General features: G+C 63.2%; 10 protein-coding genes. 7 read left to right on the top strand and 3 right to left on the bottom strand.

The window, feature by feature from the left end:
* Positions 1 to 39: 39 nt before the first annotated feature.
* Positions 40 to 810 (bottom strand): DUF1559 family PulG-like putative transporter, encoded by a 771-nt coding sequence (locus tag V5E97_RS39765; protein ID WP_406697091.1) that lies wholly within the window; start codon positions 808 to 810, stop codon positions 40 to 42.
* Between the two features lie 217 nt (positions 811 to 1,027).
* Between V5E97_RS39765 and hisB the strand changes: the two genes are divergently transcribed.
* The 6 genes from hisB to V5E97_RS39735 all read left to right on the top strand — a co-directional run bounded on the left by hisB (position 1,028) and on the right by V5E97_RS39735 (position 9,762).
* Positions 1,028 to 1,636: an imidazoleglycerol-phosphate dehydratase HisB gene (gene hisB, locus V5E97_RS39760; protein ID WP_406697090.1), complete on the top strand. Its 609-nt coding sequence runs from the start codon at positions 1,028 to 1,030 to the stop codon at positions 1,634 to 1,636.
* Positions 1,637 to 1,698: 62 nt separating this feature from the next.
* Positions 1,699 to 2,760 carry a lysylphosphatidylglycerol synthase transmembrane domain-containing protein gene (locus V5E97_RS39755; RefSeq protein WP_406697089.1) on the top strand — a complete coding sequence of 354 codons (1,062 nt, stop codon included), beginning with the start codon at positions 1,699 to 1,701 and terminating at the stop codon, positions 2,758 to 2,760.
* Between the two features lie 186 nt (positions 2,761 to 2,946).
* Positions 2,947 to 4,431 (top strand): amino acid permease, encoded by a 1,485-nt coding sequence (locus tag V5E97_RS39750; protein ID WP_406697088.1) that lies wholly within the window; start codon positions 2,947 to 2,949, stop codon positions 4,429 to 4,431.
* A gap of 85 nt (positions 4,432 to 4,516) precedes the next feature.
* On the top strand, positions 4,517 to 6,889 hold the full coding sequence (locus tag V5E97_RS39745; RefSeq protein WP_406697087.1) for a DUF1592 domain-containing protein: 2,373 nt from the start codon (positions 4,517 to 4,519) through the stop codon (positions 6,887 to 6,889).
* The gene (locus V5E97_RS39740; protein WP_406697086.1) at positions 6,886 to 8,235 is read left to right on the top strand and encodes a DUF1552 domain-containing protein; all 1,350 of its coding nucleotides are present in this window, start codon (positions 6,886 to 6,888) and stop codon (positions 8,233 to 8,235) included. The genes V5E97_RS39745 and V5E97_RS39740 overlap by 4 nt, the downstream gene beginning before the upstream one ends.
* 54 nt (positions 8,236 to 8,289) lie before the next feature.
* A complete protein-coding gene (locus tag V5E97_RS39735; RefSeq protein WP_406697085.1) occupies positions 8,290 to 9,762 on the top strand; it encodes an ankyrin repeat domain-containing protein in 1,473 nt (490 codons plus the stop codon).
* 84 nt (positions 9,763 to 9,846) lie between these two features.
* Here V5E97_RS39735 and mgtA read toward each other — a convergent pair whose 3' ends face one another.
* On the bottom strand, positions 9,847 to 12,414 hold the full coding sequence (gene mgtA, locus V5E97_RS39730; protein ID WP_406697084.1) for a magnesium-translocating P-type ATPase: 2,568 nt from the start codon (positions 12,412 to 12,414) through the stop codon (positions 9,847 to 9,849).
* A gap of 279 nt (positions 12,415 to 12,693) precedes the next feature.
* A complete protein-coding gene (locus V5E97_RS39725; RefSeq protein WP_406697083.1) occupies positions 12,694 to 16,932 on the bottom strand; it encodes a serine/threonine-protein kinase in 4,239 nt (1,412 codons plus the stop codon).
* 297 nt (positions 16,933 to 17,229) lie between these two features.
* On the opposite strand from V5E97_RS39725, the gene V5E97_RS39720 reads away from it, so the two are divergent.
* The gene (locus V5E97_RS39720) at positions 17,230 to 18,558 is read left to right on the top strand and encodes an MFS transporter (RefSeq protein ID WP_406697082.1); all 1,329 of its coding nucleotides are present in this window, start codon (positions 17,230 to 17,232) and stop codon (positions 18,556 to 18,558) included.
* Positions 18,559 to 18,658 lie beyond the last annotated feature (100 nt).

Below are 18,658 nucleotides of genomic sequence, written 5' to 3'. Positions count from 1 at the left end.
TCAGAGTTTGCACCTCGCTCCCATCCCGTCTGCCGCCGCTCACGGATAGAACCTGGGATCCGTGAACGGCTGGCCCCCCGGGAACATGCCGAGATAGGCGTCGGCCTTGGGGGTCGATTTGACGTGGCCGTCGAGATAGAGGCAGTTCCCGCTGCCATGCCGGTTCCAGGCGATCCAGTCGTCGAGCATGAGCGTGCCGACCCAGATGTCGTAGTCGTCCTGCCTTGGCTCGTCGCTGAAGACCGCGGCATTCCGTTCGTTGAACGCGACGAAGTTCGAGGTGCCCACCTCATACTGAAACCGCGGGAACGTCCAGCGCCCGAACCGTCGGCTCTTGTGACTCAAGAGCGAATTCATCAGGTAACTCGTCCGGTGGGCCAGCCCATCGGCCTCCTTGGTCTCCGGATCGATGAACGGTTCGACCTTGGAGATATCAGAGAGGCAGCGGAAGATCCTCTCGTCGGCGACTTGCGTCCCCCCCTGGGCGATCTTGTCGTTGGCGTAGGCGGGATTCACGTACGGCATGATCTTGTCTTCCCAGTAGATCTCCGCAAACGAGTCGGCGGCGTCGACCTGTGAGTTCACGTCGGCGTCGAACGGGTGATGCAGGAAGAACTGGCCGTTCCAGTTGTCGAAGTACTGCAAGACCCCCAGGCCGATCTGATGGAGATGACTCTGACAGTCCATCCGTCGCGCCGCCTCGCGCGCACCCTGGACCGCCGGGAGCAAAAGCCCCACCAGGACCGCAATCAGGGCGATCACCACCAAGAGCTCGATCAGCGTGAACCCCGCCCGACTGCTCCGTACCATGGAATGGCATCCTTTAAGAAAAAGGAGATCGCAGTTGGCGGGGGGGACGCCGTGTTACGACTTTTGAGATCATGTTACTCGGCGTTCGCCCGGTCAAGAAGATGTCAGCGGGCAAATTCCTTTTTTTTTTGTTAACGTGAACGGCGGGGCCCGAAAGTGAGGGTCGCGACGATGGGTGCAATCCTAATGGGACCGAAGCGTAGGGGGAGCATTAGCCTTGAGCGAGTTGAACGCCGTGACGAACCGAACTGCCGAGATCGTTCGCAAGACCCGTGAGACCGATATTCGACTGACCCTGGACCTGGACGGCACGGGGCGTTCCGAGGTGGCCACGGGCGTTGGCTTCCTCGATCACATGCTCGAGCTCTTCGCGCGGCACGGGCTGATGGACTTGACCGTCACCTGCAAGGGGGACTTGCATATCGACGATCACCACTCGACGGAGGACATTGGCATCTGCCTGGGACAGGCGATCGATCGCGCCTTGGGGAATCGGGCAGGGATTCGCCGCTACGGGCATACCGTTTTGCCGATGGATGAGACGCTCGTGACCTCCGCCGTCGACCTCGGCGGCCGACCGTTCTGGGTCTGGAACGCGCCGATGCCTTCGCCCAAGATCGGCACGTTCGACACCGAACTGGTCGCCGACTTCTGGCAAGCGGTCTGCACTCAGGGGCGGATGAATCTCCACGTTCTGCTTCACTACGGACGGAACAGCCACCACATCAGTGAAGCGATTTTTAAAGGTCTGGCCCGCACGCTGCGGATGGCCTGCGAACGCGACCCGAGAACCGACGCCGTGCCCTCGACCAAGGGGTCGCTCTGATCGAGACGAACCCTCCGACTTCCCCTTCGCTCCACCGTCTCGACCTATGCGAGCCACGACTCATGTCGAAGTATTGGAAGCATCCCTATCTCGCCAAAGCGGTCAATGTGGGCCTGGTTCTGCTGGCGTTCAGCCTCCTTGGGGGCGTGATCTGGCAGAACCAGGAGGAGATTCGCGAGGTTTTCAGTCGGAAGCTCGACCTTCGCGTGATCGTCTTGGCGTTCGCGATCTACATGTTTGGTCTGCTCCTGACTTTCACCCGCTGGTTCTTTCTGGTGCGTGTGATCGAACCTCAGTTTCGCTGGCGTGACGCGGTCTTGCTCGGCTACATCGGCAACGTCTTCAACCTGGTGATTCCGGGGGCGGTCGGGGGCGACCTGATCAAGGCGGCCTACCTCGTCCGGATGAAAATCAACAAGACGCAGGCCGTCGCCTCCATGGTGCTGGACCGGATCCTCGGCTTGATGGGCCTGTTCGTGCTGGCGGGCATTTCGGGGGCGATCGCCTGGCCGCTTGCGGGAACGGTGATCCGTCGGTTGATCGTTATCGTCTGGGCCTTCCTCGGCCTCAGTGTTCTGGGGCTGCTGGCGATCTTCGGCCAGGCCCTGACCCGGCGATATCCCGCGCTCCTCGAGGGGCACGGCCGGATCGCCTTGCTCCTCAGAGAGTTGTCGGCCCTGTCCTCGACCTACCGGCGGAAGCCCGGCGTGGTCGCGAGTGCGCTGGTCCTGGCGTCGACCAACCACGCTCTCAGCGTCGTGGCGTTCTACCTGGTCAGCCGGACGATCTTCCCACTCACGCAGCTTCCCTCGTTGGGGCAGCACTTCTTGATGGTTCCCCTGACCTTGTTCACCACGGCCGTCCCGATCCCATTTGGAGCGCTCGGCCTGACTGAACGGGTCAGCAAGCAGCTCTTTCAACTCGTCGACCATCCCCACGGCGATTTGGCCATGATGGGTTTTCGGGTTTTGATGTATGCCGGTGCCTTGGTCAGCGCCTGCTTCTACCTGGCCAACCTGAAGCAAGTCCGCGGCCTCTCCGACACGGCCGAGCATCTGGAGGAGGAACTGCTCGAAGGGGAGCTCGACCCGGAAATGCCCAAGCAAGAGGATGCTCCTGCCTGACTCTTGTTGGGTGGTACGCATTCTTGTGGATATCTGTCTGAATAAAGTGATCTACCTGGAACGGGCCTTGCATTCAAGCAAGAATGGTTTTGCCAGCGTGGTCCGATTATCGTAGTGTTGGCAGCCGGATCGCCGGGGCGTGGTGTGGTGCGCCGGCCAGGATGGGGAATTGACAAGGTCTTCTTGATGAGACATCAGCCGTCCAATATGTTTGCAAGGAAGCCAATCGCGACGTTGCTCGAAGAGATGTCGGGAGCCGAGCGGCTGCATCGCGTGCTTGGACCGGTGGCCTTGACCTCGCTTGGCGTGGGAGCGACGATCGGTGCGGGCATCTATGTGCTCACAGGCGAGGCCGCGCACAATTTTGCCGGTCCCTCGCTCATGCTCTCTTTCCTTCTGGCCGGGATCGGCTGTGGGTTCGCCGCACTCTGTTATTCCGAGCTGGCCAGCATGGTTCCCGTGGCCGGCAGTGCTTACACGTATGCGTATGCTACACTCGGTGAGCTACTCGCCTGGATCATCGGTTGGGACCTGGTGCTCGAGTACGCGATCGGGTCGGCCGCCGTCGCCAACGGCTGGTCGAACTACTTCGTCGAGTTCACCCGGCACATGCTCCACATTCAGATCGACCCGAGGCTGCTGTCGCCCCCGTGGGACTACGACCTCAGGACCGGTGAGTTCTTCTTCAAGACGGTGACGCTCGCGTCGGGAGAGTCGGTCAATGCCTGGCTCAACTTGCCCGCGATCGGGATTATCGCGATCATCACCGCAGTGTTGGTGGTGGGTGTGCGCGAGAGTGCCGGGTTCAACGCGGCGATGGTGCTCCTCAACCTCGGTATCATTCTGACGATCATCGGGGTGGGAGCGGTTTATGTCGATCCGAGCAATTGGCGGCCGTTCCTCCACGAAGAGAAAGGCTGGAAAGGGGTAGCCGAGGGGGCGGCTCGGATCTTCTTTGCCTATATTGGGTTTGACTCGATATCAACCCACGCCGAGGAGGCCCGCAATCCTCAACGCGACCTGGCCATCGGCATCATCAGTTCGCTCTTGATTTGCAGCGTGCTTTACATCGTGGTGGCGGCAGTTCTGACCGGCATGGTCTCCTACCGCTCGATCGACGTCGCTGCCCCGCTTGCCGCGGCGTTCCGCCAAAAGGGGCTGACGTTCTCCACCGGCCTGATTACGTTGGGCATTCTTGCCGGCCTGACCAGCTCACTCCTGGTCGGGAACCTGAGCCAGCCCCGGATCCTGATGGCGATGGCCCGTGATGGGATGCTCCCCGAGAGTTTCTTCGCGGCCATTCACCCGCGATTCAAGACGCCGTGGAAGTCCACGATCTTGGTCGGACTGGTTGTCGCCCTGGGGGCCGCCTTTCTCCCCTTGAACTTCCTGGCCGACCTGGTGAGCGTCGGCACCCTGTTCGCTTTTGTGATCGTCTGTGCGTCGGTCTGGATCCTTCGCTACCGGAGTCCGGAAATCCACCGGCCGTTCCGGGTCCCCGCCCTGCCCTTGATCGCCGCGCTCGGGATTCTGGTCAACGGCGGTTTGATGTTCTCGCTTGGCCGCGATAACTGGATCCGCCTGATCGTCTGGCTCTCGATTGGCCTGATCGTTTACTTCGCCTACAGCCGATATCACACCAAGCTCGGACGGCCGCTCGAAAAGAGCTAGCTCGTTGGCCAATGTGTGGATTTTTGGTTGGCGGACGTCATCATGATGCCTGAGACGTTGTGATTCGCGGTGGGAGACTGCTCTCATGAATCGCCGGGCACAGTGGGTCTGTCGCTGCACCTTGCTTCTGCTCACTGCCCGCGGTTTTATGACCGTGAGTCAGGCCCAACCGCAGGCCAGTCGTCGCACTTCGCCCGATCAGGTCGTCGTGAGTCGGTTCATCGATCGGTACTGCGTCGATTGCCATAACAGCGAAGCTAAGGCGGCGGACCTGGACCTTGACGCCATCAACTCGGACGATCTGAACCAGCACCCGCAAGTCTGGGAACAGGTCGTCCGGAAGCTTGCCGCACGCCAGATGCCGCCGGCGAAAAAGCGAAGGCCGTCCGAAGGCACGTACGACTCGGTCATCGACTCACTGGTCAGGTCGCTCGATGACGCGGCGGCCGAGCATCCCAATCCTGGGAGAACGGATACGTTTCGCCGGCTCAACCGAACCGAATATCAGAATGCGATCCGAGACCTCCTGGCGGTGGAGGTCGATGCCACGGCGTTGCTGCCTCCTGATGAGTCCAGTCATGGATTTGATAATGTGACGGTGGGCGATCTCTCGCCGACGCTGTTCGACCGCTATATCACGGCCTCGCAGAAAATCAGCCGGCTAGCGGTCGGGAGTCCCAGGCGCTCACCCGGCGGGGACACGATCCGGATTCGAGCGGATCTCACCCAGGAGGAACACGTCGACGGGCTTCCTCTGGGAACGCGCGGTGGAGCCCTGATTCCGTACCAGTTCCCGCGGAGCGGTGAGTACGAGATCCAACTTCGGTTGGCGCGGGACCGCAACGAGCAAGTCGAAGGTTTGCGTGAGCCGCACGAGTTGGAAGTGCTCCTGGATCGTGAGCGAGTGGGATTGCTCACGGTGACGCCCCCATCGGGTGGCAAGGACCATCAGGCCGTCGACGAGAAACTCAAGGTTCGGATTCCGGTAACGGCCGGTCCCCACAAGCTAGGCGTGACCTTTCTGAAAAGACCTTCCTCATTGCTGGAAACGAAGCGTCAACCGTACCAAGCCCACTTCAACATGCATCGGCATCCACGGATGTCGCCGGCTCTCTATCAGGTCTCGATCACCGGCCCTTACGCGGCCACGGAGGTTGGCGACACACCCAGCCGTCGCCGTCTCTTTGTCTGCCGCCCGACGAAGCCGGGTGAGGAAGAGGATTGTGCCCGAGTCATCCTTTCCACGCTGATGCGCAGGGCCTATCGACGGCCTGTGACGGACGCGGACCTGGAAAAGCCCCTGGCGTTCTATCGCAATGCGCGAGCCGAGGGCGACTTCGACTCAGGGATCGAAATGGCCCTGAGCGCGGTGCTCGTGAATCCGCATTTCCTGTTCCGCATCGAACCCGACCCGCCTGGGGTCGCGGCGAACTCCGCCTATCGCATCAGCGATCTCGAACTGGCGTCCCGCCTCTCGTTCTTCCTCTGGAGCAGCATTCCGGACGACGAACTGCTCGACCTGGCCATGCGTGGCGACCTCAATAAACCAGACGTGCTCGAACGCCAGGTGCGGCGAATGCTGCTCGATTCCCGTTCGCGAACCTTGGTGAGCAACTTTGCGGGCCAGTGGCTGCACTTGCGCAACCTGGAATCGATGACTCCGGACCTGCGCCTGTTCCCTGACTTCGATGACAATCTGCGGCAGGCCTTTCGGCAGGAAACCGAGCTCAACTTCGAACGCGTCCTGCGCGAGGATCGGAGTGTGCTCGACCTGCTGAAGTCGGATTCCACCTTCCTGAACGAACGCCTCGCCAAGCATTATGGAATCCCCCATGTTTATGGCAGCCGGTTCCGTCGCGTGACGCTGGGTGAGGACAGCGTGCGTGGCGGCTTGCTTCGCCAGGGGAGCATTCTGACCGTGACGTCCTATGCCACTCGCACTTCGCCCGTGATTCGCGGTAAGTGGATCCTCGAGAACCTCCTGGGAACGCCGATACCACCCCCCCCCGCAAACGTGCCGGCGCTGAAGGATAATACGGTCTCGTCGACCCTCTCGGTCCGGGAGCGACTGGCCGAGCACCGCGCCAACATCGCCTGTGCGAGCTGTCATAATCTCATGGATCCGGTGGGCTTCGCACTCGAGAACTACGATGCCGTCGGCCGCTGGCGAACTGTCGAGGAAGGCAAGCCCACCGACTCGACCGGAGGCCTTCCGGACGGCAGTCAGTTCGCGGGAGTCACCGGGCTCGAGCAAGCCCTGTTGAATCGGCCCGAACTGTTTGTCGGCACCATGGCCGAGAAGCTTCTGACGTACGCTCTGGGGCGAGGCGTCGAGTCCTTTGATGGGCCCGCGATCCGCAAGGTGGTTCGGGAGACGCGGGCGGCCGATGATCGCTTCTCTTCGCTGATTGTGGGGATCGCGACCAGCACACCGTTTCAGATGAGGAAATCCGAATGATTATCATGAAGAAGTCCTTACCGCGACGGATGTTTCTGCGAGGCCTGGGGACCACGTTGGCCCTGCCCTTGCTGGATGCGATGATCCCTTCGATGACCGCCCTGGCCGAGACACCGGCCAATCCCGCTCGGCTTCGGCGCCTCGGTTTTGTTTACATGCCGATGGGCTGTGATGTCAGCCGCTGGACACCACCCGGCGCGAACCGGCTCGACGAGCTTTCGCCTACCCTCAGCCCGTTGGCGGCGGTCAAGGAACACGTCACGGCGATCACCAACCTGGAGTTGCAAAACGCCTATCCGGGCACGCACGCGACCTCCAACGCCGCCTTCCTGAGCGCGGCCAGGGCGCGTTGGACCGAGAGCACGGATTACTATCTCGGAACGACCGTCGATCAGATTGCCGCGAAGCAGATCGGGCAGGAAACCCAACTGCCCTCGCTGGAACTGGCGATGGATCTGCTCTCGACGGTCGGCCAGTGCGACAACGGCTACGCCTGCGTTTATCAAAATAATCTTTCGTGGTCTTCGCCGACGACCCCCCTACCGGCCGAGGCCCATCCTCGGATCGTTTTTGAGCGTCTGTTTGGCGAAGGAGGCAGTCTCGCGGATCGTCGCGCCGCGCTCCGGAAACGGGCCAGCCTGCTCGATTCGGTCACCGACGAGATGGCTCGTCTGCAAAAACAACTGGGCCCGGCCGATCGCGCCAAGGTCAGCCAGTATCTGGAGAGCGTCCGCGAAGTGGAACGGCGGATTCAGAAAGCCGAGGCGGATACGGCAGACAACAGGTTGCCGGATCTCGATCGCCCGGTGGGCGTCCCGGCCGCTTACGCCGATCATGCGCGGTTGATGTTCGACTTACAGGTGCTCGCGCTTCAAGGGGACGTCACCCGGGTCATCACCTTTCAACTCGCCCGAGAAACGAGCACGCGAACCTACCCTGAGATCGGCGTTTCCGATCCGCACCATCCCCTGACGCATCACGGCAACGATCCTGACAAGATCGCCAAGGTGGCCAAGATCAATCAATTTCATGTGTCGCTGTTCGCGGAGTTCCTCGAGAAGCTGAAGGCCACGCCGGAAGGAAATGGCTCGCTCCTCGACCACTCGCTCTACCTCTATGGCAGTGGAATGGGCAATCCGAACGTCCACGACCACACGAACCTGCCGATTTTGGTGGCCGGCGGGGCGGCCGGCAAGATGAGGGGCGGCCGGCACATCAAGTACGACAAGCCAACGCCACTCGCCAACCTCCACCTGACGCTGCTCGACAAAGTCGGGGTCCGCCTCGGCTCATTCGCCGATAGCCAGGGCCAGGTCGACGAACTGTTCGATCCCCTGACCTTGTAAAAAAATGGCATGTTGTTATGTGAGGTTTTGCTGCGTGATCGGGGGACTGTCGCGATGGGGCTGAAACGATTCGGCGCATCCGGCTTGGCGCTCTGGCTGCTGGCCGCCCGCGGCTTCGCTGGCGGCTCGAACGCGCCATTGGCGGATGCCATGGAACAGGTCGATCGGGCGAGCGTTCGCTCGCTCCTCGATCAGCGAGTCGACGTGAATCAGGCCCAGGTCGATGGCATGACGGCCCTGCACTGGGCGGTCTATCACGACGATCTGGAAACGGCGAAGCGTCTGGTGAACGCCAAGGCCAACGTGAAGGCGGCGAACCGCTACGGCGTCACCCCCCTCTCGCTGGCCTGCACCAATGGTGAGGTGGCGTTGGTCGAGTTGTTGCTCGACGCAGGCGCCGATCCGAACACGACGCTCCGCGGCAACGAGACGGCCTTGATGACCGCGGCACGCACGGGAAAGCTTGGAGCTGTCCGGGCCTTGCTCGCCCGGGGCGCCAACGTCAATGCCAAGGAACGACGCGGACAGACAGCCCTGATGTGGGCGGCGGCCGAAGGTCATGCCGCGGTCGTGGACGCGTTGCTCGAGGCGGGCGCTGACTTCCGCACGGCCTTGCCCTCTGGCTTTACCCCCTTGTTCTTCGCCGTGCGAGAAGGCCGGACGGACGTCGTCCAGCGGATCCTGAAGGCTGGAGCCGACGTCAACGAGGCCATGCAGCCCCGCAAGATTTCCGGCAAGGCTCCCAGCAAGGGGACGAGTCCGTTGATCCTGGCCGTTGAGAACGGCCATTTCGAACTCGCGGCCGTCCTGCTGGAGGCGGGTGCTGATCCAAATGATCAGCGTACGGGTTTCACGGCACTTCACACCTTGACCTGGGTCCGCAAGCCGAGCCGCGGTGACGGCGACGATGGCGACCCGGCTCCCACCGGGTCCGGCAATATGACCAGCCTTCAGTTCGCGAAAACGCTCGTGGCGAAGGGCGCCGACGTGAACTTGCGACTCAAGAAGGGCGCTTCGGGCCGCGGCATCCTCAGCAAAGTCGGGGCCACCCCCTTCCTGCTGGCCGCCGAGACCGCCGATGTCCCGCTCATGCGGACGCTCGTCGAGCTAGGCGCCGACCCCTTGCAGGCAAATGCCGAGCACTGCACGCCGCTGATGGCGGCGGCCGGGGTGGGCACACTGGCTCCCGGCGAAGAGGCCGGTACGGAACCCGAAGTGCTCGAGGCCGTCGCACTGGCCCTGGAACTGGGCGGGGACGTGAACGCGGTCGACGACAACGGCGAAACCGCCATGCATGGCGCTGCCTACAAGAGCCTCCCCAAGGTCGTGCAGTTCCTTGCCGACAAGGGGGCAAAGATCGATGTCTGGAATCAAAAGAATCAATATGGGTGGACGCCGCTCCTGATCGCGGAGGGGTACCGACCGGGCAACTTCAAGCCCTCGGCGGAAACCATCGCCGCGCTTCATCGCGTGATGCTCGCGAACGGCGTATCGCCTCCCACAAAACTGCCTGGGTCATCGGATTGAAGCCGGTGGCGAACTTCTGAACCGATGATTCTTGCGGTTTCCGCCACGGGTTGGTTTGCAGTAGCACGGCCGGCCCGGCCGTAGTCAGATCCAATTTCTCCGCCGCAGCCACATCTTGACTAGCTGCGTCAAGACCACGTAGCAGAGAAGGGTGAGTGCCAGCAGCGGCCAGTACAACGGTGGCAGCGGCGTGAAGCCCAGATAGCTCCCCAGCCGGCTGGACGGAATCGCGATGCCGGTCACCATGATGCAGGTGGACATCGCCATGAGCGGCCAGGACGCGCGGCTCTGCAAAAACGGAATTTTGTTGGTGCGGATGATGTGGATGATCAGTGTCTGCGTAAGTAGACTCTCCACGAACCAGCCAGTCTGAAAGAGGCTCGCGCTACGAGCCGCGGCGTCCGTCGTGGAGATGTTCCAGCAGTTGAAGACAGAGAGCATCATGAAGTACGTCGTGTAATCGAAGATGGACGAGCACGGGCCGATGCAGACGATGAAACGAGTCAGCGCTTTAATGTCCCAGGGACGCGGCTTTTCGACCTGCTCGGGATCGACGTCGTCGGTCGGTATGGCGGTCTGGCTCAGATCATAGAGCAGGTTGTTGGCCAAGATCTGGATCGGGGCCATGGGCAGGAAGGGGACGAAAACGCTCGCCCCCAGGACGCTGAACATGTTCCCGAAATTGCTGCTTGCGCCCATGCGAACATACTTGAGGATATTGGCAAAGACCTTGCGTCCCTCGACGACGCCCGCCTCCAGGACCATGAGCGACTTCTCCAGCAAAATCATATCCGCCGATTCCTTGGCGACATCCACGGCGGTATCGACGCTGATCCCTACGTCCGCCGCGTGGAGGGCGGGGGCATCGTTGATGCCGTCGCCCATGAAGCCCACGGTGTGCTTGCGGGATTGCAGGGCCTTGATGATCCGCTGCTTGTGGGAGGGAGAGACTCGGGCAAAAATCGTGGTTCCCTCCGCCGCGTCCGCAAGCTGGGCGTCGGACATCGTCTCGACCTCGCTGCCGAGCAGGAGGAATTCCGTAGAAAGGCCGACATCTTTGCAGATCTTGCGGGCGACCAGGTCGTTGTCGCCGGTGAGAACCTTGACGGCCACGCCGTGACCTTGAAGCGCCTTGATTGCGGCCGCGGCCGTCTCTTTTGGCGGGTCGAGGAACGCGGCATAACCGTTCAGGATCAGGGCGGACTCGTCGGCCTTGGAGTAGGGAGTGGCGTCGCCCGCAACGACCCCCCGCGGCACAATGTCCTTGCTGGCGATCGCGAGCACTCGGAACCCATCGGCCGAAAGCAGTTCGTGCTCCTGCTTGAGCCCGTCGATGTGCGCGTGATCCATCGGGTAAAGCGTGCCGTCGAGCTCGAAGTTCGCACAGCGAGGGAAGATCTCCTCCGGGGCTCCCTTGCTGATGATTCGGTCCTTGCCTTCGGGCGTACGGACGACGACAGACATGATACGTCGCTGAAAGTCGAAGGGGATCTCGTCGATCTTTGTGTACTCGGGTATCTTGATGTGAGTGTGGGTCTCGGTGTGTGCGAGCACCGCGCGGTCCAACACATTCCTCAAGCCCGTCTGAAAGTGGCTGTTCATGTACGCCAGCGCGAGAACGCCGTCGTCTTCCTTGAGCGTCACGTCGCAATGCTTCTCCAGAATGACGTGATCCATCGTCAATGTGCCGGTCTTGTCGGTGCAGAGCACATCCATCGCGCCCAGGTTCTGAATGGCATTGATCCGCTTGACGATCACCTTCTTGCCGCTCATGGCCAGGGCGCCTTTCGAGAGGCAAACCGTCACGATCATCGGTAACATCTCGGGCGTGAGGCCCACGGCGACCGCAACGGCGAAGAAAAAGGCTTCGACCCAGTTCCCCTTGGCCAGCCCATTGATGACGAAGACCAAGGGCACCATGGTGAGGATGAATCGCAGCATCAACCAGGTGAACTGAGTGATGCCCTTGTCGAAGGCCGTCGGCGTCGGATCCTCCGAAAGTGAGAGGGCCAGGCCGCCCAGATAGGTTTCTTTCCCGGTTGCGATTACAACCGCCGTCGCCGAACCGCTTTCGACGCTCGTACCGAGGAACGCGATGCAGGTCAGATCGATGATCGCTGTTGTTTCCGCGCTCGACTTGACCTCGAACTTCTCAACCGGGAAGGTCTCGCCCGTGAGCGAGCTCTGAGTCACGAACAAATCCTTCGCTGCGACCATGCGCACGTCGGCGGGGATCATGTCCCCTGCCGCCAGTTCCACAATGTCACCCGGGACCAGTTGCGAAACGGCGATCTCCGCGGACTTGCCGTCACGGATCACGGTGGCGGTGACCGAGATCATGGCTTTCAACTTCGCCGCTGCGCTATCGGCCTTGGCTTCCTGGAAGAGTTTCAGCCCGATCCCCATCGCGATCATGAACGACATCACGATTCCGGCCCGAGGGTCACCGGTGGCGAATGAGATGCTCGCCAGGATCGCCAGCAGGATCACCAGCGGGTTGAGAACCGCATGCCAGAGCAGCATGGCGAGGCTCTTTCGCTGGTCCTTTGCCAGGACGTTCGGGCCATACCGATCGCGCCGATCGCGAGCCTCGTCTTCGGTCAGGCCTTCGGGGCGGGTTGAGAATCGCGCAAGGACGGTCTCAATCTCCATCCCCGCCGAATCCACCAAGATTTGGGAGACTTGTGCGTGTGGCTTTTCGTTGCGGATGGTGATAAGCAGGCGTTTGGGAAGAATACTCGAGTGGGCCTTGGACATTCATACCTCATCGTGGCCGACAGGATCGGATCGTTCGGGGCGCCCTTGAGTTGTCTCCATCCCGGGTGGCTGAGAGCCGATTTTGGCCTCCGGTGCGAGGGCCGAAACTCAGTCCCAAGCCATCGGGATCGCTCGGTCACTGAATGATCTACCTCAACGGAAAAGGGCACGTCCTCAAGCGGTTGGCGACGGGAACCCAGTCACGTACATCGCTGCCATCCGGCCTGGATTGCGGATGCCCTGGCCAGTCATCCAGGTGTTAGCATGATCGAGTAAGTCTTGTCCTTCGTCGCCGCCGATGAACTCCCCCAGGACGCGTCGGGCCGACGCGGCGCAGAGTTGCATCTCGACGGAATCAAAGCCCGCCGCTGCGTCGGCGAGCCCGGTTTTGGCGGCGTCGAGATCGCCCTGGGCCGCGGCGATCCCGGCGCGGATCAAGCGGGCATAAGGCTTCGCGTAAGGGATTTTTTCACGCTCGAGGTGGCGAGCGTCGCGTGCGGCCACCTTGATCAGTGTGGCGGACCTGGTGGCCGTGGCTGCAGCGAGGGCGCAGCGAGCGCGGAGGAAGTACATCGAGGTCCGGATGAACTGGACCCGAAGCAGGAGCGAGCGTGCCAACGCGGGCCACTGTTCGCTGACGAGCTTCCACGCGGCGGGTCCGTCCCCGCGGTAGAGTTCGATGAGCGCGGCGGCCCAGAGCTCGTCGTTGTGCTGGACGTGATACCCTTGTCGGGACCACTGCGACATCGTCCGGAGCAGTTCTTCACGAGCCTCGATGGGGCTGTCCGCCGCGAGCCGGACCATGGCCATGATGTAAGTGCTCAGGTTCATGACGGCATAGAGGTCGCCCCGTTCCCGCGCCTCTTTGAGCAGGACGGGCCAGCGGCGATTGAGCTCGGCGATCGCCCCCAGGTGGGACAACGACCAGAGTGAGAACGCGTGGGCGGTGTCGATCTCCCAGGCGACCCCCTGGCAACGGTCGCGGAGGATCGTTTCGCCTGCGTCGCTCGCTTGCAAGGCGTCTCTCCAACGCCCTTCCAGGTAGGCGGACACGCCTTGGGCCAGGGTGACCAGGCCAAGCGCATGAGGGGCGTCGGCTTGCTTGGCCAGCGTCCCGGCCAGGGCGAGCAGCCGCGCGGTGCGGCGTTTGGCACTCACCCCTGGGATCGCGGTCTGGGCCGCTTCCATGGCGAGCGATCGCGCGATCCGGAACGGCTCGCCCGCCCGGAGGGCGAGCAAGAGGCCGCGGGCCTGAAAGTCGGCTCCTCGGATCGTATCGACGACGCTCAGGCCGGCTGCCGCCGACCAGCAGACGTCGATCCTGGTCAGGTCGGCCGCGGCAACTTCGCTGGTGTCGCGGCTCCGGAAGCCGAGTCCCCGGATCCGGAGCCAGGCGCGGCGGATGAGCAACGAGACGAGCGCTCGACGTGGAGTGTTCGGGAGAGTCATCCCGACCGCTTCGAGCACGGTCCGAATCGCGGCGAGGCCGTCGTCGACGTGGCCGCTGATCAAATACTGCATCGCGGCGCGGCGCTGGAGCTCGAGGGCCGCGGCGATCGTGGCGCCCGAGGCGGCCTCGAGGTACTCGTGAGCGGCCTCGGCCCCTCGGCCGGCGTTGGCCAGGGCGTCGCCGAGGCGGGCCTGGAGGGTGCGCCGCGCGTCCCCTTCCAGCGGGCGGCACTCGAGTGAGAGCCGGTAGAGCGCCGCCGCACGTTCGAAGGCGAGAGTCTCGGCGGCTCGCCCGCCGGCCTGGTCGTAGTAGCGGCCTGCTTTCTCCAGCTCCCCTGCCCCGTGAAAGTGCACGCCCAGGGCCTCGGGATCGGCACTCCCCGAGGCTTCGAGCACCCGCGCGAGCCGGCGATGGTGATCGCTCAGAACGGCCGGCGGCAGGTGCGCCAGGACGGTCTCGCGGATCCGGTCGTGATACGTTTCGACCTCCTCACCGGCCGTCGGACCCGCCCCTCGGATCAGCCGGCCCGACCTGAGCACCCCCATCGCCGCACGCTCGTCGTCGAGTCGCTCGGCGCACTGGCAAGCGTCGGTCTGCCGGAGCGGCCGGCTGGAGACTGCAACGACTTCGAGGAGCCGCCGGGCGTCGTCGGGCAACCGGGAGATTCGTTGCCAGAGTACCTCGTCGAGAGTGATGCCACCGGCCGGCCCGGGACCTTGCGCCGGGGGGGCCTCGACCTGGACGTGCCGCGCCAGCTCGGCGACGAAGAGCGGGTTGCCGCCGGATTCGCGGGCAATCGCATCGGCCTGTTCGCTATTCCCTTTCCCGTCGGGTCCGAGCAGCGCCAGGGCGAGGTCACGCGCCTCATTCGGTGTGAGTGCCTCGATGACCAGCTCACGGCGATCGAGCGACAGCCCGTCCGGTTTGTGAAAGGCTTGGAGAAACGGGCTGGAGATGGCGTCTTCGCTCCGGTAGCTCGCCAGCAACAAGAGTACCGGCGGGTCGGGCGGACGGAGGAGCTCGGAGAGCAAGGCGGCACTGTCGACGTCGCCCCACTGCAAGTCGTCGATCGCCAGGACCAGAGGTTTCCGGTCGCCGAGGCGGGCGAGCAGTTCCCGGAGTGCTGTGAATGCGCGGCGGCGGAGCTCCTGGGGCTCGGGGATCTCGTGGGCGCGGCGAGGGGCGTCGATCTCGGCCTCCGACACCGCTTGCGCTCGCCTGAGGACGGGAAAGACGCGAGTCAGCGGCGGGACGTCGCGCGGCAAGAGCGCTTTGGCTTCGGCGACCGGTAGGAGCCGCAGATATCGACTCAGGGCGTCGATCAGGCTATCGAGTGCCTTGTACGGCACCGACTCGCGTTCGTAGCACCGACCCGCCAGGACCACGGCCTGGCCTTGCTCGATCAGATCGGTCAGGAACCGCTGAACCAGGACGCTTTTGCCTACCCCCGAACGGCCGCTTACGAACAGGAGCACCGGGTTCCCCCCGGACATCGCCTCGAACGCCTCGCGTAACGATTCGCGGTGCCGCTCGCGGCCGATCAACGGGGCGGCGTGCTCGAGCGAAGATCGCGACGAGGGCTTGCCTTCGTGGCCGGAAGGCACGGTCCCGAGCCGGCGGAGCACTTCGCGTCCCGAGGGCCTGGCCTCAGGACGCTGGCGGAGCAGGTCGACACAGAGGGCGTTGAGGTCGTCGGGAACGTCGGCGACCAGCTCGCAGGGGGGCGGGGGCTCGAAGCGCTGCTTGTCCATGAGGACTTGCATATAACCGCCGACAAACGGGAGTCGGCCCGTCAGGGCTTCGTAGAGGACGACGCCGACGCTATACCAGTCGCTCGCCGGAGAGACCGGCGTGCCGGCCGCCTGCTCGGGGGCCATGTAGGCCGCGGTCCCGACCACCTCGTCCGCGGTGCTCTGGTGCAAGCCCCCTCGCCCTTGCTCCGCGGCGAGTCCGAAGTCGAGTAGGACGACCCGGCCCGATCGGGTCACCATCACGTTTGAAGGCTTGATGTCGCGATGAAGTTTGCCCGCGTCGTGGAGTGCCCCGACGCCTTCGGCGAGTTGCTTGAGCGCCGTTCGCAGTCGATTCCGCTGAACCGTGCTCAGACCGATGGGGGAGGCGAGTCTGGAGGGGTCGCGGCATTCATCGGACGCCAACGAGGCTTCGACGACATGGTGATCCGGTGGCCTTGTTGCCTGGATCTCGGTGTCAGCCTCGGTCGAGAGGATGCGCTGAAGTTCCTTGGCAGACTCCTTCTGTGGATCTCCTCCTTGGCGGACATATTCGAGGAAATCGACGCCTTCGACGAGCTCCATCGTGAAAAACCAGTTGTCACCGTCAGAGACCAGTTCATAAAGGTTGACCAGGTTCGGGTGGCTGACGTCGAGGAGGGTGCGGAATTCCTGTTTGAAGCGGTAGAGCGCAGACGGGCCAGCCCGTTGCACCGTCTTGAGCGCCACCTTGGTTTTGCGTTTGCGGTCATAGGCGCGATACACGACCCCCATGCCACCGCGGCCGAGCATGCCGGAGATCTCGTAGTCGGGCAGGACCGGCCATGAGGGATCGACGTCGGCGGGGGGCCCGGAGTGTGCCGACGGGGGCGGAGTGGGGGGGACCGTCACGAGCAGCGTGTGTGTTTTCGACTCCGTTGAATGACCGGGCGAGAGCCGGTGGAGGATCGAAGCGGCCAGAGTCGGGAACTGTTCCGCATATTCGGTCGGTTCGGGCGTCTCGCCTTGTTGTTCGCGGAGCCGCATTTCGTTGGCGATCAGTTTGACGAGGCTCTCGGGGTCGGCCTTGAGTGCGGGGTGATGCTCGAGATAGTCACCCACGAGAACCGGTTCACCTCGCTCCCAACGACGTTGCTGGTCTTCGAGCAAGGTGACGATGAGACCGCGGGACGCGTTCGCGCTCAAGGTCAGGTTTTCATCGAGAGGCGGTCCCTCTCCGGTCGGTTTGCCCATGGATTCGTCTCGTGCAAGGCCCCTCGGTCCGCCCCCCCCAGGCGAGCCGACCACTCAAAACAAAGGGGAAGCTCCCGGCCCCGAGGAATATCCTCCTCATCATACTCGCGGGCCGCTGGCTCCATCCATGTCTTTCCTACACCATGTGAGCAAAGGAATCATTATTGCTTTAATTGTTTTTGTGGCGGCTCCTGAGGGGGATCTGCTGGTATGGGCCGGGATCGGCCTTTATCCTGATCGTCTCGGGCCGGCCTGGCGCTGGTTCTCGTGACACTTCCTCACGCATTGAGGCAATCCATGAGCGACTTGAACCCTTCGCCACGCTGGTACGCGGGCATCACGGCGTCGCAGTGGATGGTTTTGGCGATTGCCTCGGCGGGCTGGATCTTCGACGTTTACGAAGGCCAGCTTTTCACGATTTACAAGACGCCGATGCTTCGGGAACTGACCGGAGGGGACAGCGCTTCCGTGAGCCGGCACGGCGATATTGCGTTCGCGCTCTTTTTGATCGGCGGCGCGGTCGGGGGGCTTGGCTTCGCGATGCTGGGCGATCGGATTGGCCGGGTGCGGGTGATGTCGTTGACGATTCTCGTCTATTCACTCTTCTCGGCCCTGACCTTCTTCGCGCGGTCGGTCTGGGAGGTCGACGCCTTGCGGTTCCTCGTGGCGCTGGGGACCGGTGGCGAGTGGGCGGTCGCCGCGGCCCTGGTCGCCGAGACGTTCCCCCCTCGCGCTCGCGCTTTCGCCTCGGGCCTTTTTCATGCGTCGAGCGTTCTCGGGGCGGCCCTGGCCTCGCTGACGGGCTGGCTCGTGGTCGGGCCGGGAGCCTGGCGGTGGGGTTTCCTCGTGGGCCTGGCCCCCGCGCTTCTCGTCGTCTGGATCCGCGCGAGCCTCAAGGAGCCGGAGCGTTGGGAGCAGGCGAAACAAGCGGCCGGCCCGCCGCCGGCCGGCGAGGGAGCTGACACGCTCGCGGGCGCGACTCACGAACCCGCCCAGAAGTTCGGCAGCTTGCGAGAGCTGCTCGGCGACCGGCGCTGGCGGTCACGAGCGTGGCTCGGATTGGGCCTGGCGGCGGTCGGGCTGGCGACGTACTGGGGGATCTACGCCTGGGCTCCGGAACTGGTGGCCGACGTGCTCGGCCCCACGGTTTCCGCCGAAGAACGGCAGAAATCGGCCAGTCTCGCCTACCTCTTGATGAACTTCACAGGGGGATTACTCGGCTTGCTCTGCTTCGCTCCGGTGGCCAACTGGCGGGGCCGTCGGTTCGCGTTCCTCGTCTATCACCTGGGGGCGCTCGTCCTCGTGCCTCTCACCTTTCTCGGTGCGCGCACCTATTCGCAAACCCTCTGGCTCCTGCCGACGATGGCCTTCTTCGTCGTCGGGATGCACGCCGGTTACGCGATCTATTTCCCCGAGCTTTTTCCCACCAGGCTGCGCGCGACCGGTTCAAGTTTCTGTTTCAACCTTGGGCGTCTGGTCGCGGCGGCGTTACTCATCGCTCGAGGTGTGCTCGGCCCACGATTCGATTTCCGGCACGGGGTTGTGGCGATGGCAAGTCTCTTTCTGGTCGGCCTCGTTCTCCTGGCCTTTGCGCCTGAGACTCGGGGGGCGGACTTGCCTGAGTGAATTACCGATGATCCTTACGGATTTCGCACCGGGTTGGTTTGCAGTAGCCCGGCCGGCCCGGCCGTAATTCCCTTTGGTTCGGCGCAATCCCGAGAGAGAA

Source organism: Singulisphaera photorubra (genome assembly GCF_045290345.1).
In the GTDB taxonomy this organism is placed as follows: Bacteria; Planctomycetota; Planctomycetia; order Isosphaerales; family Isosphaeraceae; genus Singulisphaera.
The sequence above is the reverse complement of the archived record's forward strand: the minus strand, read 5'-3'. Positions and strand labels throughout refer to the sequence as shown.